Source organism: Amycolatopsis sp. NPDC021455 (assembly GCF_040640995.1).
GTDB lineage: Bacteria > Actinomycetota > Actinomycetes > Mycobacteriales > Pseudonocardiaceae > Amycolatopsis.
The window spans coordinates 12,503-37,880 of record NZ_JBFACT010000041.1; the positions used below are offsets into that span (position 1 = coordinate 12,503).

A 25,378-nucleotide genomic window follows, 5' to 3' on the forward strand; every position below is an offset into this window, starting at 1 on the left:
ATGAGGGACATGGACACAGTGCGCGTCCTGGTGCCGAGCGGCATGCTCGGCGCCGGGTGGGACCACGCCACGATCGAGCGCGGCATCGCCCTGGGGGCCGACGTCATCACCGTCGACGCCGGGTCGACCGATTCCGGCCCCTACTACCTCGGGTCCGGGCGGCCCAAGACGACGGCCAAGGCGGTGGCCCGCGACCTGCGCAGCCTGCTGACGGCCGCGGCCGGCGCGGGCATCCCGCTGATCGTCGGCTCCTGCGGGACGAGCGGGACCGACGGCGGCGTCGACTGGGTCGCCGGGATCGCCGTCGAGGTGCTGGCCGAAGAAGGCCTGGACCTGGCCGTCGCGCGGATCTACAGCGAGCAGGACGCCGCCGGCCTGAAGGACCACCTCGACGCGGGCCGGATCCACCCGCTGCCGCCGCTGGGGGAGCTGCGGGCCGAGACCCTCGAGAGCTGCACCCGCATCGTCGGCGCGATGGGGCACGAACCGATCGTCGAAGCGCTGCGCGCCGGCGCTCAGGTGGTGCTCGCCGGCCGCGCCACCGACACCGCGGTGGCGGCCGCCTACCCGCTCATGAAGGGGATGCCCGCCGGGCCGGCGTGGCACGCCGCCAAGATCGTCGAGTGCGGTGGCCAGTGCACGAGCAACCCGCGCGCGGGCGGCGTCCTCGCCACGATCGACGCGCACGGCTTCACCATCGAACCGCTCGACCCCGCCGTGTCGTGCACGCCGATTTCGGTGGCGGCGCACATGCTCTACGAGTCCGCGGACCCGTTCGAGATGCGGGAGCCCGCCGGCACCCTCGACGTCCGGGACGCGCGGTACACCGCGGCCGACGACCGGATCGTGCGCGTCGAAGGGTCGCGGTTCCACCCCGCCGCGCAGTACACGATCAAGCTGGAAGGCGCGCGGATCACCGGCTACGAGACCGTGTCGTTTTCGGCGATCCGGGACCCGCTCATCCTCGCCGACGTCGATGCTTGGGCGAACCTCATGCGCACGATGATCACCGAACGGGTGCGCCAGACACTGGAGCTGGCCGGCGACGAGTACGCCTTCGACCTCCGCCTCTACGGCCACAACGCCGTGCTGGACGACCTCGAGCCGGAGAGCGGGCCGCCCCGCGAGGTCGGCGTCATGCTGCTCGTCAACGCGCCCGACCAGGCGACCGCCACGGCCGTCGCCAAGGTCGCCAACCCGCTGATGCTGCACCTGCCCGCCCCGGGGATGGCCTACCTGCCCAGCCTCGCCTTCCCGTTCTCGCCCGCGGAGGTCGAACGCGGCGCGGCCTACGAGTTCGTGCTCAACCACGTCGTCGACTGCGCCGCGCCGACGGACCTGTTCCGGATCGAGCTGGGGGAGAAAACCCTTGTCTGACACGACTCTCGCGGATCTCGCCCATGAGGTCCGGTCGAAGAACGCCGGCCCGTTCTGGGTCACCATGGAGCTGTTCATGCGGGACGCCGAGGGCTACCGGATCGCCGCGGAGCTGGTGGACGAGCGGGTGATCGCGGAGCTCTACCGCGTCGAGGAGAGCGCCGTCCGGGTGTTCCGGATCCCTGCGCTCGACGTCGTGAAGATCTCCTTCCCCCGGCCGGTCGGCCAGGGCTCGCTGCGGGATCGCGACGTCCACGCGGGACAGCACCACGTGCCCCTCGCTCGCCTGGTGGTCACCGGCCGCGGCGGGGAGGTTTCGTGATCCGGGTCGCGGACCTGCCCGCCACGCACCCCGGCCGGAGGCTGCTCACCAAGCGCTCGCCCTTCTTCGCCGCACCGGGCGAGCCGCGCTGCAGTTACTGCGTCTACGTGCCCACGAGCTGGACCCCCGACGCCGAACTGCCGGTTCTGGTGGCCGTGCACGGCACCGGCCGCAGCGTCGGGGAACTGCGCGAAGGGTTCATCCCCTTCGCGGAACGCCACCGCCTGATCGTGGTGATCCCGCTGTTCCCGGTCGGTATCGACGACCCGGACGACGTCGACGGCTACAAGCTCCTCGATGCCCACGGCATCCGGTTCGACCTGGTGTTGCTGGACATCCTGGAGCAGGTGCGGTTCCGGTGGAACGCGCGGATCGGCACCGTGCTGCTGTGCGGGCACTCCGGCGGCGGCCAGTTCGCCCACCGCTTCCTCTACCTCCACCCGGACCGGGTCGCCGCCGTCGCCGTCGGCGCACCCGGCCGCGTGACCCTGCTCGACGACGCGCTCGCGTGGCCGGACGGCGTCGGCGACACCCGGGAGCGGTTCGGGATCACCGTGGATCCCGGCGCCGTCGTCCGGGTGCCGGTGCTGCTCGTCATCGGCGCGGACGACGACGGGCGGGCCGACCTGGCCGCCATGGGCCACCCCGGCCACAGCCGCCCCGAGCAACTCGACCGGCTGGCCCGAAGCCTGGCCGGGCACGGCACGGCGGTCCGGCGGGTCGTGGTCCCCGGGGCCGGTCACAGCGCCCCGGCGACGCGGCCGCCGGTCGTCGACTTCTTCACCGGCTTGCTGCCGGCTGATCCCGGCCGGGAATAATCGCCGAAACAATCGAATTCCCTTGTCGCGCCGACGAACCGTTGACAGGAGGAAAATTCCCGGGACATAGTGCGGTGTCGTCGTTTCCGCGGCATTGCCGTGCCGTGGATTCGAATCGATTCGAATCGACGGAATCCGCCGGCGGAAGGGACACCCGTGGGGATCGGAAAGCGCTTGCGGACACTCGGTCTCTGCGGTGCCCTGGTGGCCGGGCTCCTCGCGAGCACGCCCGCCGCCGGGGCGGCCGCGCGCCCGGCGCACACCGTCACCTACGACAAGTACTCGCTCGAGCTCGACGGCAAGCGGCTGTACGTCTGGTCGGGGGAGTTCCACTACTGGCGCCTGCCCAGCCCGGACCTCTGGCGGGACGTGCTGCAGAAGATGAAGGCCGCCGGGTTCAACGCCGTTTCGATCTATTTCGACTGGGGTTTCCACTCGCCGAAGCAGGGCGTGTACGACTTCACCGGGATCCGGGACGTCGGCAAGCTGCTCGACATCGCGCAGGAGACGGGCATCTACGTCATCGCCCGGCCCGGCCCGTACATCAACGCCGAGACCGATTCCGGCGGGTTTCCCGGCTGGCTCACCCGGCAGGTCGGGCTCGCCCGGACGAGCGCGCCCGACTACGTCGCGGCCGCCCAGGAGTGGTTCACCGCGATCGACGCGATCCTCAAGCGGCGCCAGGTCACCGACGGCGGCGGCCCGATCGTGCTGTACCAGGTCGAAAACGAATACAGCGGCACGGTGCTCGACGCCGGCTACATGCAGGCCCTGGTCGACAAGGCGCGGGCCGACGGCATCACCGTGCCGCTGTTCCACAACGACGTCTGGCCGGGCGGGAAGTGGGCGCCGGGCAAGCCGGGCGCGCCGGACCTCTACGCCTTCGACGGCTACCCGAACCTGTTCGACTGCCGCAACCCGCAGGCGTGGAAGCCCGCGCCCGACTTCCGCTGGACCCGGCCGGTCTCCCCGGGCACACCGATGTTCGTCGCCGAGTTCCAGGGCGGCTCCTTCGACCCGTGGGGCGGTCCCGGCTACGACAAGTGCCGCGAACTGACCGATGCCTCGTTCGAAAACGTCTTCTCCAAGAACAACATCGCCTCCGGCCTGACGCTGCAGAACTTCTACATGACCTACGGCGGGACCAGCTGGGGCTGGCTGCCCGACCCCAACGTCGTCTACACCTCCTACGACTACGGCGCCGCCATCTCCGAAGCGCGCCAGCTCGGCCCGAAGTACGACGAGCAGAAACGCATCGGCTACTTCACCCAGGCCGTCGAGCCGCTCACGAAGACCGACCCCGGCCCGGACATCACGGGCACGAACCCGGCCGTCACGGTGAAGACACAGTCCAATCCGGACACTCGCACGCAGTTCCTGCTGGCGCAGCACAAGGACACCACCTCGACCACGCACGAGCGGACGGCGTTCGGCCTGACCGGGCCCGACGGGACCTACGCGGCCGTTCCGCAGCAGGGCGCGCTGGACGTCGACGGTCGCGAAGCCAAGCTGCTCGTGGCGGGTTACGACCTCGGCGGGCAGCGGCTGGTCTATTCGACGTCGGAGCTCATGACGCACGCCCGCATCGGCGGCCGCGACACCGCGGTGCTCTACGGCGGCGCCGGGCAGGACGGCGAAACGGTGCTCCGCTATCCGAGCGAGCCCAAGGTGACCGTGCTCGAAGGCGTGGTGGACCACGGGTGGGACGCCGCACGGGGTGACCTGCGGCTGGACTACCGCCACGGCGGACTGGCCCGCGTCCGCGTCGAGGGCGGCGGCCGGACCCCGCTGGAGCTGCTGATCGCCGACACCGCGGCCTCGGCCGCCTTCTGGAAGCAGGACACCGCCGCCGGACCCGTGCTGGAGCGCGGTTCGGACCTCGTCCGCACGGCCACCGCGGCGGGGCCGCTGCTCGCGCTGACCGGTGACACCGCCCGGGCCGGCGACCTCGAGGTGTGGGCGCCGCCGTCGATCCGGTGGGTGACGTGGAACGGCCGTCCACTGCCGGTGACCCGGACCGCGGACGGGACACTGCGGGGCCGGCTGGACGGCCCGGCCCCGGTCACGCTGCCCGCGCTGACCGGCTGGCGCACGCGGTACGAGACCCCGGAACGCCGGCCGGACTTCGACGACTCGACGTGGACGGCCGCCGACCACACCACGACGAACAACCCGACGAAGCCGCCCGCCGGGCAGCCGGTGCTCAACGCCGACGACTACGGGTTCCACCACGGCGACGTCTGGTACCGCGGCCACTTCTCCTCCAGCGGTGCGGAGACGGCCGTCACGCTGAACGGGATCACCGGCAACCAGGGCGTCTACTCCGTGTGGCTGAACGGCACCTACCTGGGCAGCAGCGGCAGTGGCACGCACGAGTTCGCCATCCCCGCGGGCACGCTGAAACCGGACAGCGTGCTGTCGGTGCTGCTGGAGAACATGGGCCACAACGAAGACTGGGACGTCAACGACGCGCACAAGCAACCGCGCGGCCTGCTGTCCGCGGCCTTCACCGGCGGAACCCCGGCCGTGCGGTGGAAGATCCAGGGCACCCTCGGCGGTGAAGACCTCGCCGATCCGGTGCGCGGCCCGGTCAACAACGGAGGGCTGTACGGGGAACGCGCGGGCTGGTCGCTGCCCGGGTTCCCCGACCGCGGCTGGCCGCGGACGTCCCTGCCCGCGGCCCGCACCGAGCCGGGCGTCACCTGGTACCGCACGGAGTTCTCGCTGCACCTGCCCGCCGGCCAGGACACCGCGGTGGGGTTGCGCATCGACGACGACCCGGCCCTGGTCTACCGCGCGCAGATCTTCGTCAACGGCTGGAACCTCGGCCGGTACCTCAACAACGTCGGTCCGCAGCACGTGTTCTCGCTGCCCACCGGCATCCTGCGCGCCGACGGCCGCAACACGATCGCGATCGCGTCGTGGGGTGACGGCGCCCGCGGGCTCGGCCAGGTCGGTCTGGTCGATCTCGGCACCCACCGGGGCGGGGTGCCGGTGGCCGACGTCCCCGGCCCGGCCTACCGAGGCCGCTGACCCGCTCCCGAAGGGAACCCGCCGTGTCCGAGCTTTCCCGCCGTGACCTGCTGAAGGCGACGGCCGCCACCTCGATGCTGCTGGGGCTGCCCGCCCTGGCCGGTGGTCCGGTCGCCGGAGCGTCCACGGCAGACGATCCGCTGTCGTTCTTCGTGAACCTGCGGTTCGGGATGTTCCTGCACTTCAACATGGGGACCTTCCACGACGCGGAATGGGTGGACCCCAACCAGGACCCGAAGTCGTTCGCGCCCACCGCGCTGGACTGCGGCCAGTGGGCGGACGCGGCGAAGGCGGCCGGGATGACCTTCGGCGTCCTGACCACCAAGCACCACGACGGCTTCTGCCTGTGGCCGTCGAAGCTGACCGGCTACACGGTGGCGAACAGCTCCCATCGCCGTGACGTCGTCGCCGAGTACGTCACCGCGTTCCGCTCCCGGGGCCTGGTGCCCGCGTTGTACTTCTCCATCTGGGACCGGACGCAGGGCGTCGCGGCGGGCTCGGTCGGCCGGGCGGACCTGGACTTCGTCAAGGGCCAGCTGACCGAGCTGCTGACCCGCTACGGGGACATCCCGGCGCTGGTCATCGACGGCTGGTCGTGGCAGATGGGGCTGCGGGAGGTGCCCTACGGCGAGATCCGCGACCACATCCGGTCGCTGCAGCCGCGGTGCGCGGTGGTCTGCCTGACCGGGATCACCGAGCCGTGGGGCACCGACGTCGTGTTCTACGAGGAGCCGAAGGGCGTGTGGACCGCGCCGGACAACACGTACGCGGCCTGCCAGGGGCAGACGATCGCGGCCAACGGCTGGTTCTGGCACCCGAGCACGCCCACGACGTCCCTGATGACGGCGGACGACATCGTGCACCGGCACCTGGCGCAGCTCGAACCCCGCTGGTCGACCTTCATCCTCAACTGCCCGCCAGGGCCGAGCGGGCTGCTGGACGACAACATCGTCGCCCGCCTGCGCGAGGCAGGCGCCCTGTGGCGGCCGAACCCCGCCCGTCCGCCGCTGCCACCCCAGCCGCCGCGGCTGACGCATCCGGTGGCACCGGTGACCGCGACGGCCACGAGCGGCGACGCGGCGAAGGCCATCGACGGCTACAGCGACTACAACGGCGGCGCGCAGCAGACGCTGTGGCAGCCCACCGCGGCCTTGCCGCAGTCGGTGACGCTGGACCTGGGGACCGTCCGGCCCGGCATCGACATGCTCACCTACCTGCCCCGCCAGGACGAGGTGAACGGCGAGTACGTCACGACCGGCGACGTGACCGGCTTCCGGGTCGAGACGAGCACCGACGGCGTCCGCTTCGCCCCGGCGGCCCGCGGCGGGTGGCCGGCGGACAAGACGATGAAGCACGCGAAGTTCAGCCCTCGCCCGGCGCGGTATGTCCGCTTCACGGCGACGGCCGCGGTGGGCGGCCGGGCGGTGGCGAGCCAGCTCGACTGCGGACGCTCCTGACACGCTTTCCGGGAATGGGCGTACGGCCGATACCCGATCGTTTCCGTTTTTCGCTGTGAGCGATAAGGCGTCATGGGAACCGTCGATTCGGTGATATCCTCGCTGTGACCGAACCTCTCGGTCCTCGTGGATATCCCCGAATTTCTCAACGACTCCCGACCAGTCGAATTTCCGGCACTCCGACGCATCATCAGCCGCTCCACGCGAGTGTGCGCGTGGACCGATGAGAGGGGAATGCTCATGCGCGACATCGTTCTGGCCGAAACCGCCAACATCAACCCCGGCCTCGCCGCCATCGGTTACGGGCTGGGTGCGATCGGCCCGGGAATCGGCGTCGGCCTCATCTTCGCGGCCGTCATCAATGGTACCGCGCGGCAGCCGGAAGCGCGAGGGAAATTGCAGACCATGGGTTACTCGACCTTCGTGCTGACCGAGGTGCTCGCCCTGATCGGCATCGTCGTCTACTTCATCACCTACACCAAGTGAACCCGTCGCCGCACGCGCCCGGCCCGGGCGCGTGCGGCGACGGGATCAGCCGGCCGGGACCGGGGTGAGGGCCGGGATCCGCGTCGGCAGCGTCCGCCAGATCTCGGGGGTGTAGAAGTGCCCGCCGGGGAGTTCGACGTGCCGGTAACCGCCGCGGGCGAGCGATCGCCACTGCTCGGCCGCGTCCGGCACGATCACGTCGTCCTCGGCGCCGGTGAGGACCTCCAGCGGGACCTCGACCGTCGCGCCTTCGGTGTAGCCGAAGGTGTCGCGGACCCGGATGTCGGCCCGCATGAGCTCCAGCGCCATCTCGCTCAGCTCCGGGTCGTCGAGCACGTACCCGGGCAGCAGGCCGTTGGTGCGCATCCACGCCACCAGCTGCTCGTCGGTGTCCCGCTGGGCCGGGAACATGTCCCGCGGGGTGAGCCCGCGGCTCGGCGCGTTCGCCGACGACACGATCAGCGTCTCCGGGAGCGGGCCGCCGCGCCGCTGCAGGCGGTGGGCCACCTCGAACGCCATCCAGCCGCCCATGCTGTGCCCGAACAGCAGGTACGGCCGGGGGGCGGCGGCCGCGGTCACCGCCTCGGTCGCGTCCTCGGCGAGGGTGTCCCAGTCCGGGGCGAAGTCGTCGAGGAACCGGCCGTCGCGGCCCGGGTAGCAGATCGTCACCAGTTCGACGTCGGCCGGCAGCACGTCGGCCCACGGCAGGTACGGGCCGGAGCCGCCGCCGCAGAACCCGAGGCACACCAGAGTCTTCGTGGCGTCCGGGTTGGGGCGGGCCCGCACCACGGTGTTGGGGTTGTCCATCGCCGTGCTCCTCATCAGGTCGTGGCGAGCGCCGAGACGTGCTTGGCGAGGTCGGCCAGCTTCGGGTGCCGGTAGACGTCCTTGGTGGACACCGGGACGCCGAAGTTCTTCTTCAGCCGGGCCACCACGCGCAGGGCCACCAGCGAGTGCCCGCCGAGGGCGAAGAAGTCGTCGTCGGCGCCGACGCCGTCACGGCCGAGCACCTCCGACCAGACGTCCGCGATCAGCTCCTCGACCGGTCCACTGGGGGCCGGGCCGCCGGAGCCGGCGTCCGGCGCAGGCAGCGCCGCGGTGTCCAGCTTGCCGTTCGGCGTGCGCGGGAGCTCGTCGAGCCGGACGAACGCGGCCGGCACCATGTACTCCGGCAGCGTCGCGGCGGCCGCCTCGCGGAGTTCGCCGCCGCCGACGTGGTAGGCGACCAGCTGCTCGTCGCGCAGCACGACCACGGCGGACGTGACACCGGGACAGTCGCGCAGCACCGCTTCGATCTCGCCGAGCTCGATCCGGTAGCCGCGCAGTTTCACCTGGCGGTCGAGCCGCCCGAGGAACTCCAGGGTCCCGTCCGGCGACCAGCGGACCTCGTCGCCGGTGCGGTACAGCCGCGAACCGGGCTCCCCGAAGGGGTCGGGCACGAACCGGCCGGCGGTCAGGCCGGGCCGGCCGAGGTACCCGGCCGTGAGCCGGGGCCCGGACAGGTACAGCTCACCGGACGAACCCGACGGCGCGGGCCGCATGGCGGAGTCGAGGACGTGGGCCCGGATGCCGGCCAGCGGGACGCCGATGTGCGGGGACGGCCCGGTGACCCAGGTCGCCGTCGCGTCCACAGTGGACTCCGTGGGACCGTAGAGGTTGAGCGCCTCGAGCCCGCTTCCGGCCAGTTCGCGCCACATCGGCTCCGTGATCGGCTCGCCGCCGAGGAACAGGCGCAACGAACGGCCGGGCAGGTGCTCGCGCAGCGCGGTCCAGTGCGACGGCGTCAGGTCGAGGTCCGTCACGCCGCATTCGTCCAGCCAGGCGACGAGCCGGGCCGGGTCGGTCCGGTGGGCGTCGTCGAGGAGCACGACGGTGTCCCCGCGGCACACGCGGGCCCACTGCTGCACGGACGCGTCGAACGACACGCTGGCGTTCCAGGCGACCACCCGCGGGCCGGCCGCGTACATGCCCGCCTGCTCCAGCGCGGCGACGAGCGTGGCCACCGCGCCGTGGTGCGCCGGGACGCCCTTCGGGCGGCCGGTCGAGCCGGACGTGTAGATCACGTAGGCCGGGTCGAGGTCCGAGACCGCGGTGTCGGGCACCGGCGGCCCCTCCGCGCCGGGCGCCACGACGACCGCGTCCGCCGGGAGCCAGGGCGCGGCCGTCGCCGACACCAGGACGCGGATCGCCGCGTCGCCGGCCATGAAGGCCAGCCGGTCGGCCGGGTAGGCCGGGTCGAGGGGCACGTAGGCGGCACCGGTCCGCCAGACGGCCAGCAGCGCCACGACGAGGTCGCAGCCCCGGCCGAGGGCGACCCCGACCCGGTCGCCGCGGCCGGCGCCGTGGGCGCGCAGCGCGCCGGCCAGCGCCGCGGTCCGGCGGTCCAGCTCGGCGAACGTCAACGCGGACGCGGTGTCCCGCACGGCGATCCGCTCGGGCGCGCGGCGGACCGCGTCGTGGAAACGGGTGAGCAGGCCGGCCATCAGCGGACCCCGCTCGCGGCCGGGCGCACGGTCGGCGCGCAGTCGGCGACGTCGACGGGCTCGCCCATCGCGACCACGATCTTGCGGTCCCCGCGGAACGGGTCGCGCCCGTGCGTCGCCAGGATGTTGTCGACGAGCAGCAGGTCGCCCGGCTGCCACTGCTTGCGCACCGTCGCGGCGTCGTAGGCCGCGTCCAGCGCCGCCATCTCCTCACGCGTCAGCGGGCTGCCGTCGCCGATGGCGGTGTTGAACGGCAGGTCGTCGCGGCCGAACTCGTCGATCAGCGTCTCGCGCAGCTCTTCGTCCAGCGACCACTCGTTCCAGAAGGCCAGGTGGTTGAACCAGACCTCCTCGCCGGTGACCGGGTGGCTGATGACGCCGGGCCGCAGCTGGCTGGTCCGCAGGTGCCCGTCGGCCTGCCAGCGGCAGGCGATCAGGTTCTCGGCGCAGTAGCGTTCGACGTCTTCCCGGCCGGCCGCGGCGAACGCGGTCCGCCAGTCGGTCGAGATGTGCTCGGAGTAGCTGCGGTTCAGCAGCCAGCCGTGCGCGCGGACCTTCGCCACCAGTTCCGGCGGCAGCGCGCGCAGCACCTTCCGGACGTCCGCCACCGGCGTCGCCCCGCCCTCGGGCGGCGCGATCAGGCAGGAGAACATCAGCAGCCCGGGGAAGGTCAGCGTGTAGCTGTTCTCGTTGTGCATCCGGATCCGCTGCGCGGCCGGGAGGTCGGTCGAGGAGAAGACGCCATTGCCGAAGTCGCTGCGCGGCGTCGCCTTCTCGCGGTACGGCGTGCGCGCCGGCATCAGCGTGTCGCGCACCTGCCCGAAGTCCTCGACGCTCGCGATCGGCAGGCCGCGCAGGTGCACCGCGCCGTGGCGGTGCAACGCCGCCCGCAGCGACGGCGCCGCCGCGGCGAGCCAGGACACGGCCTCGGAGAGGCCGGTCAGCCCGCGCACTTCGGCGCTCGCCGGCTCGCCGGGTTCGACCACCCAGTCGAGCGGCAGGAATTCTTTGACGCCCAGGGAACCCATCGCATGTCCTTTCACCGCACCGCCGCGGGCGTCCACTGTGGAACCACCCGATTCGCTCGTGAGCCGACGCTAAGCGGCGCCACGGCCCCGCGGCGGCAGGTTGTGCGGCAAGTGGGAGGCAGTGCGGCGGCAGTTTCCGCGTCGCCCGCATTGCCGCCGCGGTCCTGCCGCTCCAACTGCCGGTCTCGCCCCGGTTCCGCTCCTAGGTTCGGCATCGTGACTTCGGAACTTCGCCCGGTCGCGGTGGTCAGCAGCACGGCCTCCGACGCACACACCTGGAACCTCGTCTACCTGCAGCTGCTGCTGGAAGAACTCGGCTTCGCGGTGGCGAACCTCGGCGCGTGCGTCCCGGACGACCTGGTGATCGGCGAGTGCCGCCGGCTGGGCCCGGACCTCGTGGTGATCAGCACCGTCAACGGGCACGGACACGCCGACGGCCTGCGGCTGGCCCCGCGGCTGCGGGCACTGCCCGAGCTGGCCGGCGCGGCGCTGGTCATCGGCGGGAAGCTCGGCGTCGACGGTACCCGCGGCGCCGCCGGTGAGCTCCGGCTGCGCGCGGCGGGGTTCGACCGCGTCTTCGGCGACGGCGACGTCGGGGCCTTCCGCCGGTACCTCGCCGCCGTCGCCGTGGGGGTGGCGTCGTGACCGTGCCGTTCGGGGCGTTCGTCGTCCGGGAGCACGCGGCGGGCCGCCTGGTCGTCCAGCCGCGGATGGGGTTCGCGACGCCGGCGGCCATGCGGGCCGGCCTGCTGGGCACCCGCGCGGCCGCGGCCACCACGGTCGGCACCTTGACCCTCGACAGCTACACCCGCGTCGGCGATCTCGCCGCGGCGGCCCGCGCGCTGGCCGAAGGCGTGCCGCTCAACGGGTTCCCGCTCGTCACGCACGGCCCGGAAGTGACCCGCGCGATGCTCGACGGCGTGCTCGGCGCCGGCTTCCCGGTGCAGGTGCGGCACGGCTCGGCCCGGCCGCAGGACATCGTCCGGACGCTGGTCGCGGCCGGTCTCGACGCGACCGAGGGCGGGCCGGTGTCGTACTGCCTGCCCTACAGCCGGACTCCGCTGGCCACCGCCGTGCGGCACTGGGTGGAAGCCTGCGACCTGCTGGCGGCAGCCGGCGGCGTCCCGCACCTGGAGACCTTCGGCGGCTGCATGCTGGGCCAGCTGTGCCCGCCGAGCATGCTGGTCGCGATCAGCGTGCTGGAGGCGATGTTCTTCGCCCGCCACGGCATCCGCAGCGTCTCGCTGAGCTACGCGCAGCAGGCCGACCCGGCGCAGGACGAGGAGGCGGTGCGGGCGCTGCGCCGGCTGGCCGCGCGGCACCTGCCCGGCGTCGAGTGGCACGTGGTGCTCTACGCCTACATGGGCGTGTACCCGCGGACGCCGGACGGCGCCGCCCGGCTGCTGGCCTCCGCCGCGCGGCTCGCGGTGCGCTCCGGCGCGGCCCGGCTGATCGTGAAGACCGCCGCCGAGGCCCACCGGATCCCGACCGTCGAGGAGAACGTCGACGCGCTCGAACTCGCCGCGCGCGTCGCCGCCGAGACCCCGCGGGCGGAAGCCGAAGCCGCGGACACCGGTCTCCTCGAAGAAGCGTCCACGCTGGTCGAGGCCGTCCTGGACCTCGGCGACGACCTCGCCGCGACGGTGCCGGCCGCGTTCGCCCGCGGTCTGCTCGACATCCCCTACTGCCTGCACCCGGACAACGCCGGCCGGGCCCGCGGCTACCTCGACGCCGCCGGCCGCCTGCAGTGGGCGGACACCGGCGGCCTGCCGATCCGGCCGCCGTCCCGCGGCGCGCGGCCGTCCCGGACCGGCTCGGCGGAGCTGTTGTCCGCGCTGTGCCACGTGGAGCGGAAGTTCGACGCGCCCCCGCCCGCCCGGGCCGGGGCCGGACCCGGAGGAGCGCAATGAACGACACCTACGACGGACAGCTGCCCCCGCCGCTGCCCGTGCACCTCGCCTCACCCGTCACCCAGAGCGCGCTTCGCGTGCAGCACCAGGTGCTGGTCGCGGTCCGCGAGTTCCTCGGCGGCGAGGGGTTCACCGAGCTGCTGCCGCCGGTGATCGGCCCGGTGACCGACCCCGGCGTCCGCGGGTCGAAGCAGCTGGACGTCGACTACTACGGCCACCGCTACAAGCTGATGACCAGCGGGATCCTCTACAAGCAGGCGTCGCTGCTCGGCTTCGGGAAGATCTTCTACATCGCGCCGAACGTCCGCGCGGAGCCGGTGGAGACCTGCTCGACGCGGCGGCACCTCGCGGAGTTCCACCAGATCGACGTCGAGCTGGCGGGTGCGAGCCGGGCGCAGGCCCAGGACGTCGCCGAACGGCTGCTGACGCACATCGTGAAGCACGTGCTCGCGACGGTCCCCGGCGAGCTGACCGGGCTGGGCCGGGACCTCACGGCACTGGCCGGCGTGCTGTCCGGGGCGTTCGGCCGCACGACGCACGCCGCCGCCGTCGCCCGGCTGCACGAGCTGGGCCACCCGCAGAGCCCGGACGCGGAGATCGACTGGGCCGGCGAGGAGCTGCTGTCCCGGAAGGCCGAGCGGCCGTTCTTCGTCGACGACTACCCGAAGGGCTCGCGCGGCTTCTACGACCGCGAAAGCACCACCGAGCCCGGGATCCTGCGCAACTTCGACCTCCTCGCGCCGGGCGGGTTCGGCGAACTGGCCAGCGGCAGCGAACGCGAGTCCGACTACGCCCGGATCGTCACGCGGATGCGCGAGACGGGCGAGAACCCGGCCAAGTACGGCTGGTACCTCGACATGGTCCGCGAAGGCATCCCCGCCAGCGCGGGTTTCGGGCTGGGGCTGGAGCGGCTCGTCCGGTTCCTCACCGGCCTCGACGCGGTGTGGCGGGTCAACGCCTACCCGAAGGTCCCCGGGCTGGTGGCGCCGTGAGGGCCGCCGGGTTTCCCGAGGCCGCGGTCCGGGACCGCGCCGCGCGGGGCGCGGCCGCGGTGTTCCCGGCCGAGTCCGCCTACGGCCACGAGGTGTTCGGTGCGGTGGCGTCGGACGGCGACGAGCTCGACCGGGCCCGCCTGGTGCCGCCGGTGTTCGTGCCGCTGCGGCTGGAAAAGCTGATCGAGCTGGGCCGCGAGCCGCTGTTCACCGACGTCGACCTGGCCACCGCGGTCGGCGGGTTCGCCTCGCCGCTGCCGGTGTTCCTCTCGGCGTTCGGCTCGACGCGGCTCGGCGGCGGCGACCTCGCGATGGCGGCGTCCCGGCAGGCCGGGCGGCTCGGCATCCCGATGGTGCTCGGCGAGAACGTCGTGCCGGTCAACGGGTACCAGAACGCCCTGCTCACCCGGGTCCGGGCCTACGCCGAAGAGGTGCCCGGCGGGCTCGGCGGAGTCGTGGTGCAGCAGAGCACCGAGGACGCCGACGCCGAGGTCTGGAACCTCGTGTACAGCGACCCGTCGGCGTCGGCGTTGCTCGACGGGGGACGGCTCGGGTTCGAACTGAAGGTGGGCCAGGGCGCCAAGCCGGGGCTCGGCGGGATGACGCTGCTGGACGCGGCCGCGGCGGCCCGCGTCGACGGGCAGTACGCGCTGACTTCCGTCGGCTCCGGGGACCGGAAGCTGCGCTCGGGCAGTCCCGGCACGTTCACCGGCGAGATCCTGCGCCAGCAGATCCGCTTGATGCGCAACAACTTCCCGCGCGCCCGGGTCTGGGTGAAGCTGCCGCCGGGCCGCGACGTCGCCGAGGCGGCCCGGGTGGCATGGGCGGCGGGCGCGGACGCGGTGACCGTCGACGGCGCGGAAGGCGGGACGGGCTGGGCGCCCACCGCGTTCCTCGGCCACGTCGGGCTGCCGCTGGCCGAGTGCCTGCGGCGGATCGGGCCCCCGGAGGGCTGCCTGCTCGCCGGCGGCCGCATGTGGGAAGGAACGCGGGTGGTGAAGGCGCTGGCGCTGGGCGTCCGCGCGGCGGCGCTCGGCCGGGCGGCCCTGGTGGCGGTGGACGAAGACCGTTCGCACGGGCTGGAGCGGCTGGTCGAGGCGCTGGCGCTGGAGGCCCGGCTGCTGATCAGCGCGCTGGGCAAGTACCGCCCGGACGCGCTGGCGGCCGACGACGTCTGGGCTGCCGGGCCACTGCCGCACAATCTGCCGCTCCAGCTGCCGGTCGAGCCGGTTCCGACCGCCTAGTTTTGCTTGTGTGACACCGGATCCCCGGTGGTCCCTTTATCCATCCTTTGTGGTCAGTTCGGGGTGAGCCCAGCATGTCGGTGCAGGACGAGAAACCGGCCGTGACGATCGATTCCTTCGACCTCGGCGAGCTGACCGGCCCGCCGGTCCCGGTGCCGGTGCGCGTCGCGCGAACGGCGGCCCGCCGGCCGGACCGCCCGGCGCTTCGCTGTGGCGATCGCGTGCTCACCTACGGCGGGCTGGCGGAGCGGGTCGCGGAGGTGGCTGCCCGGCTGGCCGCGGCGGGCGCGGTGCCGGGTGACGTGGTCGCGGTGCGCGGCGAGGACCGGTTCGAGCAGGTCACCGGCCTGCTCGCGGTCTGGCGCGCCGGGGGAGTGCACCTGGCGTTGGACCCGGCGGCGCCCGCCGGGCGCAACGAGCGGCTGATCGAGCGGGCCGGGGTGAAGCTGCTGCTGGCCAACGGCGAGGTGAAGGTTCCGCCGCCGGACAGCAGCGAGCGGCGGCCGCCTCGGGTCGCTCCGGGCGGCGGTGCCGGGCCGGCGGCGGTGCCGGGTGGCGGTGGCCCGCGGTCGGCCGGGGTGCGCTGGAGTGCTGTGGGCGGTGGCGTCGGGCCGGAGGCGGCCGGGCCGGCGGCGGTGTCGGGTGGCGGCAACCTACGGTCGGCCGGGGTGCGCTGGAGTGCTGTGGGCGGCGGCGTCGGGCCGGAGGCGGCGGTGCCGGGTGACGGTGAGCTGCGGCAGTCCGGAGTTCGCTGGAATGCTGCGGGCGATGGCGTCGAGCCGGAGGCGGCAACTGCGGCCGGGCCGGCGGCAGTGCCGGGTCGCCGCGACCTGCCCATCGCCGATGAGCAGCTCGCCTACCTCGTCCACACCTCGGGCACCACGGGCGAACCCAAGGCGGTCGCCGTGGCGCACGGCCCGCTGGCCGCGCACGTCGAGGCGATCTCCGCCCGGTTCGGCCTCCGCGCCGACGACGTCGTCCTCCACTTCGCCCGGTCCACAGTGGACGTGGCGGTCGAACAGATCACCACCGCCCTGACCGCGGGAGCCTGCCTCGTCGTCCCGGAAGCCAAGCTCCTCTCCGCCGAGGAGTTCTGGCAGCTCCTCGAAACCGAACGGGTCACCGTCGCGAACGTCGCCGCCGGGTACTTCCACGACCTCGTCGCCTCGATCAGTGCCGGTCGGGTGGTGCCGCCGTCGTTGCGGACGATGATCTCCGGCAGTGACCGGCTCTCCCCGGCCGCGGCCGCCACCTGGCTCGAAAAGACCGGCGTCCGGCTGCTCAACGCCTACGGCCCGACCGAAACCGTGATCACCTCCACCGTGCAGGAGGTCCGGCCCGGCCGCGGGGTCACCGTCGGCACCCCCGTCGGCGACCGCGTCGCGCACCTGCTCGACGACCACCTGCGGCCCGTCGCCGAAGGCGAGCTGTACCTGGGCGGATCCGCCCTCGCGGCCGGGTACCTCGGCGACGGCGGCCGCACCGCCGAGCGGTTCGTGCCGGACCCGTTCACGGGTGGCCGTATGTACCGCACCGGCGACCGCGCCCGCCGCACCGCGGACGGCGAACTCGAGTTCCTCGGCCGCGCCGACGACCAGGTGAAGATCCGCGGCTTCCGCGTCGAACCCGGCGAGGTCGAGAACGCCCTGTCCGCGCACCCGGCCGTCGCCGCCTGTGCGGTCGTGCCCCACGAGGCCGCCAAAGGCACCCAGCTCGCCGCGTACGTCGTCGCCAAGGCCGAAGCACCCGGCTACCCGGAAATCCGGGACTTCCTGGCGAAGTCCCTGCCGGAGCACCTGATCCCGGCCAGCGTGACGCCGCTGGAGCAGCTGCCGCTCACCGCCGCCGGCAAGGTCGACCGCGCCGCCCTGCCCGAACCGGCCCGCGCCGAGACCGGCTACCGGGCCCCGCGCACCCCGGCCGAGCAGCTGCTCGCCGCCATCTGGGCGGACGTCCTCGGCGTCCCGCGCGTCGGCCTCGACGACAACTTCTTCCACCTCGGCGGTGACTCGCTCACCGCCGTCCGGGTGGCCGGCCGGGTGCTCGAGGTGTTCGGCCCGGTTTCGCCGTACCGCATCTTCGACGCGCCGACCCTGGAGAGCTTCGCCGCCGCGATGAACGACGACGCCGGCGACGCGCGTCCCGGCCCGGTTCGCACCCCGGCCACCGAAGCCCCGCTTTCGCGGTTCCAGCGTGGGTTGTGGCTGCTCGACGCCTGGCAGCCGGGCACCTCCACCTACAACGTGCCCTGGGTCTTCGACTTCACCGGCTCGCTGGACGACGAGTTGCTGAGAACCGCGCTGCAGCAGGTCGCCGACCGCCACGAAGCGCTGCGCACGACGTTCGAGGTCGGCGGAGCCCTGCCGCGCCAGGTGATCCACCCGCGGCTCGAGGTGCCGTTCCGGATCACCGAGGCCGCCGACCCGGCCGGGCTGATCGCCGCCGACGCCCGGACGCCGTTCGACCTCGAAACCGGGCCGCTGCTGCGGGCCCGCCTGATCCGGACGTCGGCCACGACCGCGAGCCTGGTGCTCGTCTTCCACCACATCGTCTGGGACGAAGGCTCCCTCGCCGTGCTCGACCGCGAACTGCGCGAGTGCTACACCGCGCTGCTGGAAGGTCGCGAACCGCGGCTGCCGGACCTGGCCGTCCAGTACGCCGACTACGCGAAGTGGTTGCAGGACAACGGGATCGCCGAGACACAGCTCGCCTACTGGGCCGAGCACCTGCGTGGCCTGCCGGACCGCCCGGCCCTCGCGCCCGACCACCCGCGGCCCGCCGAACCGGCGCAGATCTGCGGCTACCACCGCTTCGCGTTCGACGCCGAACTCGCCGCCGCGGTCCGGGAGTTCGCGCGGGACGCCGACGCCACGCCGTTCATGGTCCTGCTGGCCGGCCTGGTCCTGGCCGTGCACCGGACCGGCGGCGCGGACGACCTCGTGTTCGGCACCCCGGTCAGCGTCCGCGAACGCCCCGAGCTCGACGCGCTCATCGGCTACTTCATCACGCTCGTCCCGCTGCGGTTCCGCATCGAGCCCGGGGCGACCCTGCGGGACGTGCTCGAACACGTCCGCGGCGTCGCCCTCGACGGCTACCGCCACCAGGACGTGCCCCTCGAAGAGATCACCAGCCGGGTGCTGGGGGAGCGCTCGGGCGAGCGGAACCCGCTGTTCCAGCTGGTCTTCGAGATGCACACGGCCGACCCGAGCCCGCTGCCGTTCGGCGAGGCCCGGCTGTCGAGGCGGCTGCACGTCAACGAGCTGTCCCGGTTCGACCTCTCGTGGTCGGTGGAGGACGACGGCACCGGCTTCACCGGCCGGATCGAGTACGACACCGACCTGTTCGACGCCGCGACCCTCACCGCGCTGGGCGAAGCCTGGCGGACGGCGGTGACCGACCTGGTCACCGACCCGGACGTCGTCCTCGCGGAGCCGGTCCCCGCGGGCCCGGACCTGCCGGTGCACGAGCTGTTCGAGCAGCAGGTCCGCCGCGGCCCGGACGCCGTCGCCCTGGTCTCCGGCGACGACGAACTGAGCTACGCGGAGCTGAACGCGCGGGCCAACCGCGTCGCCCGGCGCCTGCGCGCCCACGGCGTGACCCCGGGTGCGGTGGTCGCCGTGGCGATCGAGCGCGACACCGACCTCGTGGTGGCGTTGCTCGCCGCGCTCAAGGCCGGCGCCGGCTACACGCTGCTGGACCCGGAGCTGCCCGAAGCCCGGCGCGCGGACGCGATCGCCGCGGTCCAGGCCCGCCTGGTCGTCGACCGCGAGTTCGTCGCAGCCGCCGACGGGCCCGACGACGACCTCGGCATTCCCGTCAGCGCCGACGCGGTCGCGTGCGTGATGTTCACGTCCGGGTCCACCGGCCGGCCGAAGGGCGTCGCCGCGTCGCACCGCGCGCTGGCCGCGACCTACCTCGGCCAGGACTACGCGCTGTTCGCGCCCGGCGAGGTGTGGCTGCAGTGCTCGCCGGTGTCGTGGGACGCCTTCGGCCTGGAGGTCTACGGCCCGCTCCTGTTCGGCGGCACCTGCGTGCTGCACCCCGGCCAGCGGCCGGACCCGGAGACGATGACCGGGCTCGTCGCCCGGCACGGCGTCACGCAGCTGCAGCTGTCGGCCACCCTGTTCAACTTCCTCGTCGACGAGTTCCCCGCGATCTTCGCCGGCCTGCGCGTGGTGTTCACCGGCGGCGAGCGCGCCTCGGTGCCGCACGTGGCGCGGCTGCGCGAGCGGTACCCGCACGTGCGGATCGTCAACGGCTACGGGCCGGTCGAGAGCATGGGCTTCACCACCTGCCACGTCGTCGGCGACGCCGACGTCACCGCCGACGCGATCCCGATCGGCGTCCCGGTCGCGCACAAGGACGTCCGCGTGCTCGACGACGGCTTCCGGCCCTCGGCCGAAGGCGAGTTGTACGCGACCGGCGACGGGCTGGCCATCGGGTACGTCGGGCAGCCGGGCCTGACCGCGGACCGGTTCCTGCCCGACCCGCTCGGCCCACCCGGCTCGCGGATGTACCGCACGGGCGACGTCGGCGGCCGGACGCCCGGCGGCACGCTGACCATCACCGGGCGCGCCGACGACCAGGTGAAGATCCGCGGCTTCCGGGTCGAGCCCGGCGAGGTCGCCGCCGCCTTGGCGCGGCACCCGGGCGTCAAGGACTGCGCCGTCGTGGCGCACGCCGGCGGGCTCGCGGCCTACCTGGTCGCCCGCGACACCCCGCCCGGCTACCAGGACGCCTGCGACCACCTCGCGACACTGCTGCCGGACTACATGATCCCGGCGAGCGTCACCGTGCTCGCCGCGCTTCCCCTGACCCACAACGGAAAGCTCGATCGCGCCGCGTTGCCCTCGCCCGAGAGCGCCGTGGCGGCGGTGCCGGCCGAGCCGGCCGTCACCGAGGCCGAACGGCTGGTCGCGGCGGTCTGGGCCGAGGTGCTCGGGGTCGACGCGGTCGGCATGGACGACAGCTTCTTCCGGCTCGGCGGCAACTCCCTGGCCGCCGTCCGCGTCGCCCTGCGCCTGTCCACCGAGACCGGCACCCGGGTCGCGCCGCGGCTGGTGTTCGCCGCCAGGACCGTCCGGGCACTGGCACGACGACTGGAGGTGCGGGCATGACCGGCCGGACCACCGCGGTTTCCGGGCTCCAGCGCGGCCTGTGGTTCCTCGACAGCTGGAACCCGGGCTCCGCCGCCTACACCGTGCCCTGGGTGTTCACCTTCGACGCGCCCGTGGACGCGGGCGTCCTCGAGCGGAGCATCGCCGGGATCGTCCGGCGGCACGAAGTCCTGCGCACCACGTTCTCCTTCGGCCCGGACGGTCCACGGCAGACGGTCCACGACGACGTCCGGATCCCGCTGCACCGGGGCGAGCCCGAGCTGACCGCCGGGTTCGACCTCACCACCGGGCCACTGCTGCGCGCGACGCTGGTGGACGCGACGACGCTGGTCCTCGTCGTGCACCACATCGTGTGGGACGGCTGGTCGGCCGGGGTGTTCGAGCGGGAGCTGGCGGAGTGCTACACCGCCGCCGTCGAGGGCCGCGAGCCCGTGCTGCCCGAGCTGGCCACCCAGTACGCCGACTACGCCGCCGAACCCGTGGCTCACGACGACCAACTGGCTTACTGGCGCGAGCAGCTCCAGGGCGCGCCCGAACGCCTGGCGGTGCCCGCCGACCGGGAAGTCCCCGCGCAGCAGGACTTCGCCGGGGACACCCGGGAGTTCACGCTCCCGGCCGGACTGGCCGCGCGGATCGGCGAGCTGGCCGCCGAGGAGGACGCGACACCGTTCGTCGTCCAGCTGGCCGCGTTCGCCGCGCTGCTGAACCGCTACACCGGCGCGGCCGACCTGGTCGTCGGCACCCCGGTGACCACCCGCGACCGGCCGGAGCTGGCCGACCTGATCGGCTACTTCGTCAACATCCTGCCGCTGCGGCTGAAGATCGACCGCGCCGCGAGCTTCCGCGACCTCGTGGCGCACGTGCGCGACACCGCGTTCGACGCCTATGCCTGCCTGGACGTGCCGTTCGACGTCGTGGTCGACGCGCTGGGGCTCGAACGCTCGCCCCGGTACGCGCCGCTGGTGCAGGTCGTCTTCGGGGCGCACGCCGAAGACCCCGCGCCGCTGCGGTTCGGGCCGCTCACCGCGACCCGGCGGGTGCACCACAACGGCACCAGCAAGTTCGACCTCACCTGGTCCACCTTCGACGACGGCGAGCTGCGCGGCGAGGTCGAGTACCGCACGAGCCTGTTCGACGCGGCCACGGTGGACCGGATGACCGGGCACTGGCGCGCCCTGCTGGCCGCCGTGTTGTCCGAACCGGACAGTCCACTGTGGAAGACCGACCTGGAGCCGGCGTGGCCGGCGGCCGTCACCACCACCCGGCCGCGGTGCCTGCACGAGTCCTTCGAGGACGCCGTGGACCGGTTCCCGGCCCGGCCCGCGGTGACCTTCGGCGGCGCGAGCGTCACCTACGCCGAGCTGGACCGGCGGGCCAACCGGCTCGCGCACGCCTTGATCTCCGAGGGGGTCCGGCCCGGCGACCGGGTCGGCCTGCTGCTGGACCGCACCGACGCGATCGTCGTGGCCATCCTGGCGGTGCTGAAGACCGGCGCCGCGTACGTGCCGGTCGACCCGGCCGCCCCGGACGACCGCGCCGCGTTCGTCTTCGGCGACACCGGCGTGCGGCTGGTCGTCACCGACCAGGGCACCGACGGGCCGTGGCCGGTGTTCGACGTGGCCCGGGACGTTTCCGCGTACTCCGCGGACCGGCCGCGGGTGCCGGTCCGGCCCGGCGACCTGGCCTACCTGATCTTCACCTCCGGCTCGACGGGCCGGCCCAAGAGCGTCGGCGTGGCCCACGAGCACGCCGGGCGGCTGATGGAGTCCGGGCACGCGCACTTCGGGTTCGCCGAGACCGACGTCTGGACGCTGTTCCACTCGTATGCCTTCGACTGGACGGTCTGGGAGCTGTGGGGCCCGCTGCACCACGGCGGCCGCCTGGTCGTCGTGCCCTACCTCGTCAGCCGGTCGCCGGAGGCGTTCGCCGCCCTGCTCGCGGACGGAGGCGTGACCATGCTCTGCCAGACGCCGTCCGCCCTGCGTCAGCTCGAAGCCGAGCTGCGGGCGACTCGCCGTCCGTTGCCGGCGTTGCGGCAGGTCATGCTCGGCGGCGAAGCGCTGGACCCGGCGGTGGTCCGCCGCTGGTTCGCGCTGGAGTCGGCGGCGCCGCTGTGCAACCTGTACGGCATCACCGAGACCACCGTGCACGTCACCACCCACGACGTGCCCGGGCCGGAGGGGTTCGAGCGCAGCCTGATCGGCACGCCGCTGCCGCACCTGAGCGCCCACGTGCTCGACGAGTGGCTGCGGCCGTGCCCGGCCGGCGTGCCGGGGGAGCTGTACATCGGCGGCGGCGCGCTCGCCCACGGCTATTGGGGCCGGGCGGGCCTCACCGCGCAGCGCTTCCTGCCCGACCCGTTCTCGCCCGTGCCGGGCGCCCGGCTCTACCGCACCGGCGACGTCGCGCGCCGGCTCGCGGGCGGCGGTCTGGAGTACGTCGGCCGGTGCGACAGCCAGGTCAAGATCCGCGGCTTCCGCATCGAGCTGGGCGAAATCGAGCACGCGCTGGGCACCCACCCCGCGGTCGGCGCCTGCGCGGTCACCGTGCACGGCGACCGGCTCGCCGCCTACGTCACCGGCGACCCCGACCACGCCGACCTGCGGGCGCACCTGGCGAAGTCGTTGCCGGAGCACATGATCCCGGCGACGGTGACGATGCTGGACCGGCTGCCCGTGACGGTCAACGGGAAGCTGGACCGGGCGGCGCTGCCCGCGCCCGCCGCGCCACGCCCGTCTGCCGGGTACACCGCGCCGAGCACGCCGGGGGAGCGGCTGCTCGCCGAGCTGTGGTCGGACGTGCTGGGTGTTCCGGGTGCCGGGGCGCACGACAACTTCTTCCACCTCGGCGGCGACTCCATCCGCGCGGTGCACCTGGTGGGCAAGCTGCGGGACCGCGGCTGGACGTTCACCCTGCCGGACCTCTTCGGCGCGCCGACGCCGGCGGCCCTCGCGCCGCTGCTGAAGCCGTGCGCCGGGGAAACGGCGGCGGCGCGGCCGTTCGCCGGACTGTCCGAAAAGGACCTGGCGAAGCTGCCCGGCGACGTCGTCGACGCCTACCCGATGGCCGCGATGCAGCTGGGGATGATCTACCACATGGAGCTGTCCGGCGACGCCGGCGGCTACCACAACGTCAACAGCTACCGGGTCGCCGGCCGCCTCGACGAACGGGCCCTGCGCGCGGCGGTCGCCGGGGCGATCACCCGGCACCCGGTGCTGCGGACGACGTTCGACGTGATCGGCTACCGGGAGCCGATGCAGCTCGTGCACGCCGAAGCTCCGGCGCCGGTGGAGACGGCCGACCTGCGCGGCCTTTCCGAAGCGGCGCAACGGGACGCGGTGACCGAGGTGTTCGACGGCCTGTGCGCGACGCGCTTCGACCTGCGCACGCCGCCGTTGTTCCGGGTCGTGGCCCAGCGGCTGGCCGACGACGTGTTCCAGCTGACCATCGCCGAGCATCACTCCATTTTGGACGGATGGAGCTTCACGTCCCTGCTCACCGAGATCCTGGAACGGCACGCTTCCCCGGACACGCCGCTCGCGCCGCCACCGGCGTCGACGTTCCGCGACTTCGTCGCCGCCGAACAGACCGCGGCGGCGTCGGCGGAGAGCGAACGGTTCTGGCGGGACCGCCTCGCGGGCGCGAACGGCGCCCTCTGGTCGTCCGAGACGGACTCGGCGGCCGCGACGGCGGAGATCCCGCGCACGGTCGAGCGCGTGCTGCCGGACGCCCCGGCCCAGCTGGCGGCGATCGCGGCCGCGGCCGGCGTCCCGGTCAAGGCCGCCGGGCTCGCCGCGCACGTGCGGGCGCTGGGCCGGATCACCGGCCGCGACCGCGTCACCACCGGGCTTTCGGTGAACGGACGGCTGGAGGAGCGCAGCGGCACCGAGGCCTACGGGCTGTTCCTCAACACGGTTCCGCTGGTCGTGGACCGCGCTGGTCCGGATCTCGTGCGTGAGCTGCACGAGATGGAGGTCGCGCTGCTGCCGCACCGCCGGGTCCCGTTCGCGCGGCTGGCCCGGCTGATGGAAAGCCCGCGGCTCGAAGCGTGCTTCGCGTTCCTGCGGTTCCACGCCCTCGGCCGGCTCGCGGGCTCGGCCACGAGCATCGTCGACGACCGGATCGGCTGCGAGCCGGACATGCGCTACGAGCCGACCAACTTCGCGCTCGGCGTCGCGCTGGTGCAGGACCCGGCTTCGGGCCGGATCCTGCTGGCCGTGGACCACCTGCGGTCCCTGGTCCCGGACGAGGTCGCCGACGCCTACGTCACCGCCTACACCGAAGAACTCGCCGCGCTCGTCGCGGACAGCCGTCAGCTCATCTGAGGAAAGGAATCCACTGTGGACGCGTTCAAGGACTTCACGGTCGTCGTCAACGACGAGGAGCAGTACTCGATCTGGCCGGCCGAGCTGGCCGTGCCCGCGGGCTGGCAGCCGGCGGGGAAGAGCGGGACCCGCGAGGAGTGCGTGGCCTGGGTCGACGAGACCTGGACCGACATCCGCCCGAAGAGCCTGCGCGTCGCGCTCGGGGTCTGAGGTGACCGGGATGCTGGAGACGATCGCCGCGGTCTGGGCCGAGGAGCTCGGCGTGGCGGGGGTGCGGCCGCAGGACGGGTTCTTCGAGCTGGGCGGGCACTCGCTGACCGCGTTGCGCGTGGTGTACCGGGTGCGGGACGAGTTTTCGGTGGACCTGTCGCTGCGTGACCTGATGGCGTCCCGCACGCTGGCGGACTTCGTCGCGACGGTCCACGCGGCCCGCGAGGCACCCGCGCGGCCGGTGGTCGCCTTGGTGGGCCGCCGGGGGACGCGGTGACGCTCGCGGCGGGGCCGCGGCCGGGGGTGGCACCTGTCGTGGGTTCGCTCGCGGTGGGTGCTCGGCCGGGGGTGGCAGCGGGCGTGGGTTCGCCTGCGGCGGGTGCTCGACCGGCGCTCGCAGCGGGCGCGGGTTCGCGCGCGGCGGCTCCTCACCCGGTGGTGGCAGCCGGCGTGGGTTCGTCTGCGGCGGGTGCTCGGCCGGGCACGGCACCTGCCGTAGGTGCGCGGGCGGCGGCTCCTCGCCCGGCGGTGGCGGGCGACTGGTGCTACCGGCCGCACCCACTGCCGACGAGGACA

17 protein-coding genes are annotated in these 25,378 nt (G+C 73.4%); 14 read left to right on the forward strand and 3 right to left on the reverse strand.

Annotation, left to right across the window (positions count from 1 at the left end):
* Positions 1 to 9: 9 nt before the first annotated feature.
* The 6 genes from AB0G28_RS32985 to AB0G28_RS33010 all read left to right on the forward strand — a co-directional run bounded on the left by AB0G28_RS32985 (position 10) and on the right by AB0G28_RS33010 (position 7,493).
* Complete coding sequence (locus AB0G28_RS32985) at positions 10 to 1,377, forward strand: acyclic terpene utilization AtuA family protein (protein WP_361098062.1); 1,368 nt, start codon at positions 10 to 12, stop codon at positions 1,375 to 1,377.
* Complete coding sequence (locus AB0G28_RS32990) at positions 1,370 to 1,699, forward strand: DUF4387 domain-containing protein (protein WP_361098065.1); 330 nt, start codon at positions 1,370 to 1,372, stop codon at positions 1,697 to 1,699. Before AB0G28_RS32985 ends, AB0G28_RS32990 begins: the two co-directional genes overlap by 8 nt.
* Positions 1,696 to 2,517 carry an alpha/beta hydrolase gene (locus tag AB0G28_RS32995; protein ID WP_361098068.1) on the forward strand — a complete coding sequence of 274 codons (822 nt, stop codon included), beginning with the start codon at positions 1,696 to 1,698 and terminating at the stop codon, positions 2,515 to 2,517. The genes AB0G28_RS32990 and AB0G28_RS32995 overlap by 4 nt, the downstream gene beginning before the upstream one ends.
* A 156-nt stretch (positions 2,518 to 2,673) precedes the next feature.
* Positions 2,674 to 5,550, forward strand: coding sequence for a beta-galactosidase (locus AB0G28_RS33000; protein ID WP_361098070.1), 2,877 nt, complete (start codon positions 2,674 to 2,676; stop codon positions 5,548 to 5,550).
* Positions 5,551 to 5,573: 23 nt separating this feature from the next.
* Positions 5,574 to 7,007, forward strand: a complete 1,434-nt coding sequence (locus tag AB0G28_RS33005; RefSeq protein ID WP_361098073.1) for an alpha-L-fucosidase — start codon at positions 5,574 to 5,576, stop codon at positions 7,005 to 7,007.
* A 240-nt stretch (positions 7,008 to 7,247) separates the two neighbouring features.
* Positions 7,248 to 7,493, forward strand: coding sequence for an ATP F0F1 synthase subunit C (locus AB0G28_RS33010; RefSeq protein WP_361098076.1), 246 nt, complete (start codon positions 7,248 to 7,250; stop codon positions 7,491 to 7,493).
* A 45-nt stretch (positions 7,494 to 7,538) separates the two neighbouring features.
* On the opposite strand, the gene AB0G28_RS33015 is transcribed toward AB0G28_RS33010, so the two are convergent.
* From AB0G28_RS33015 to AB0G28_RS33025, 3 genes are read right to left on the reverse strand one after another with little or no spacing between them, the layout of a single operon-like run.
* Positions 7,539 to 8,300: an alpha/beta fold hydrolase gene (locus tag AB0G28_RS33015; protein ID WP_361098079.1), complete on the reverse strand. Its 762-nt coding sequence runs from the start codon at positions 8,298 to 8,300 to the stop codon at positions 7,539 to 7,541.
* Positions 8,301 to 8,314: 14 nt separating this feature from the next.
* Positions 8,315 to 9,976 (reverse strand): non-ribosomal peptide synthetase, encoded by a 1,662-nt coding sequence (locus AB0G28_RS33020; protein ID WP_361098081.1) that lies wholly within the window; start codon positions 9,974 to 9,976, stop codon positions 8,315 to 8,317.
* Positions 9,976 to 11,004, reverse strand: coding sequence for a TauD/TfdA family dioxygenase (locus tag AB0G28_RS33025; protein ID WP_361098084.1), 1,029 nt, complete (start codon positions 11,002 to 11,004; stop codon positions 9,976 to 9,978). Before AB0G28_RS33025 ends, AB0G28_RS33020 begins: the two co-directional genes overlap by 1 nt.
* 216 nt (positions 11,005 to 11,220) lie before the next feature.
* Between AB0G28_RS33025 and AB0G28_RS33030 the strand changes: the two genes are divergently transcribed.
* From AB0G28_RS33030 to AB0G28_RS33065, 8 genes are all read left to right on the forward strand, one after another.
* Positions 11,221 to 11,649, forward strand: coding sequence for a cobalamin-dependent protein (locus AB0G28_RS33030; RefSeq protein ID WP_361098087.1), 429 nt, complete (start codon positions 11,221 to 11,223; stop codon positions 11,647 to 11,649).
* On the forward strand, positions 11,646 to 12,914 hold the full coding sequence (locus AB0G28_RS33035; protein WP_361098090.1) for a methylaspartate mutase: 1,269 nt from the start codon (positions 11,646 to 11,648) through the stop codon (positions 12,912 to 12,914). Before AB0G28_RS33030 ends, AB0G28_RS33035 begins: the two co-directional genes overlap by 4 nt.
* On the forward strand, positions 12,911 to 13,906 hold the full coding sequence (locus AB0G28_RS33040; protein ID WP_361098093.1) for an asparagine synthetase A: 996 nt from the start codon (positions 12,911 to 12,913) through the stop codon (positions 13,904 to 13,906). The genes AB0G28_RS33035 and AB0G28_RS33040 overlap by 4 nt, the downstream gene beginning before the upstream one ends.
* Entirely contained in the window at positions 13,903 to 15,150 is a 1,248-nt protein-coding gene (locus tag AB0G28_RS33045; protein WP_361098096.1) for a glutamate synthase-related protein, read from the forward strand. The genes AB0G28_RS33040 and AB0G28_RS33045 overlap by 4 nt, the downstream gene beginning before the upstream one ends.
* A gap of 74 nt (positions 15,151 to 15,224) precedes the next feature.
* Positions 15,225 to 20,267: an amino acid adenylation domain-containing protein gene (locus AB0G28_RS33050; protein ID WP_361098099.1), complete on the forward strand. Its 5,043-nt coding sequence runs from the start codon at positions 15,225 to 15,227 to the stop codon at positions 20,265 to 20,267.
* Positions 20,264 to 24,592, forward strand: a complete 4,329-nt coding sequence (locus AB0G28_RS33055; protein ID WP_361098102.1) for an amino acid adenylation domain-containing protein — start codon at positions 20,264 to 20,266, stop codon at positions 24,590 to 24,592. Before AB0G28_RS33050 ends, AB0G28_RS33055 begins: the two co-directional genes overlap by 4 nt.
* A gap of 15 nt (positions 24,593 to 24,607) precedes the next feature.
* The gene (locus AB0G28_RS33060; protein WP_361098105.1) at positions 24,608 to 24,802 is read left to right on the forward strand and encodes an MbtH family protein; all 195 of its coding nucleotides are present in this window, start codon (positions 24,608 to 24,610) and stop codon (positions 24,800 to 24,802) included.
* Positions 24,803 to 24,812: 10 nt separating this feature from the next.
* Positions 24,813 to 25,079: a phosphopantetheine-binding protein gene (locus AB0G28_RS33065; protein ID WP_361098108.1), complete on the forward strand. Its 267-nt coding sequence runs from the start codon at positions 24,813 to 24,815 to the stop codon at positions 25,077 to 25,079.
* Positions 25,080 to 25,378 lie beyond the last annotated feature (299 nt).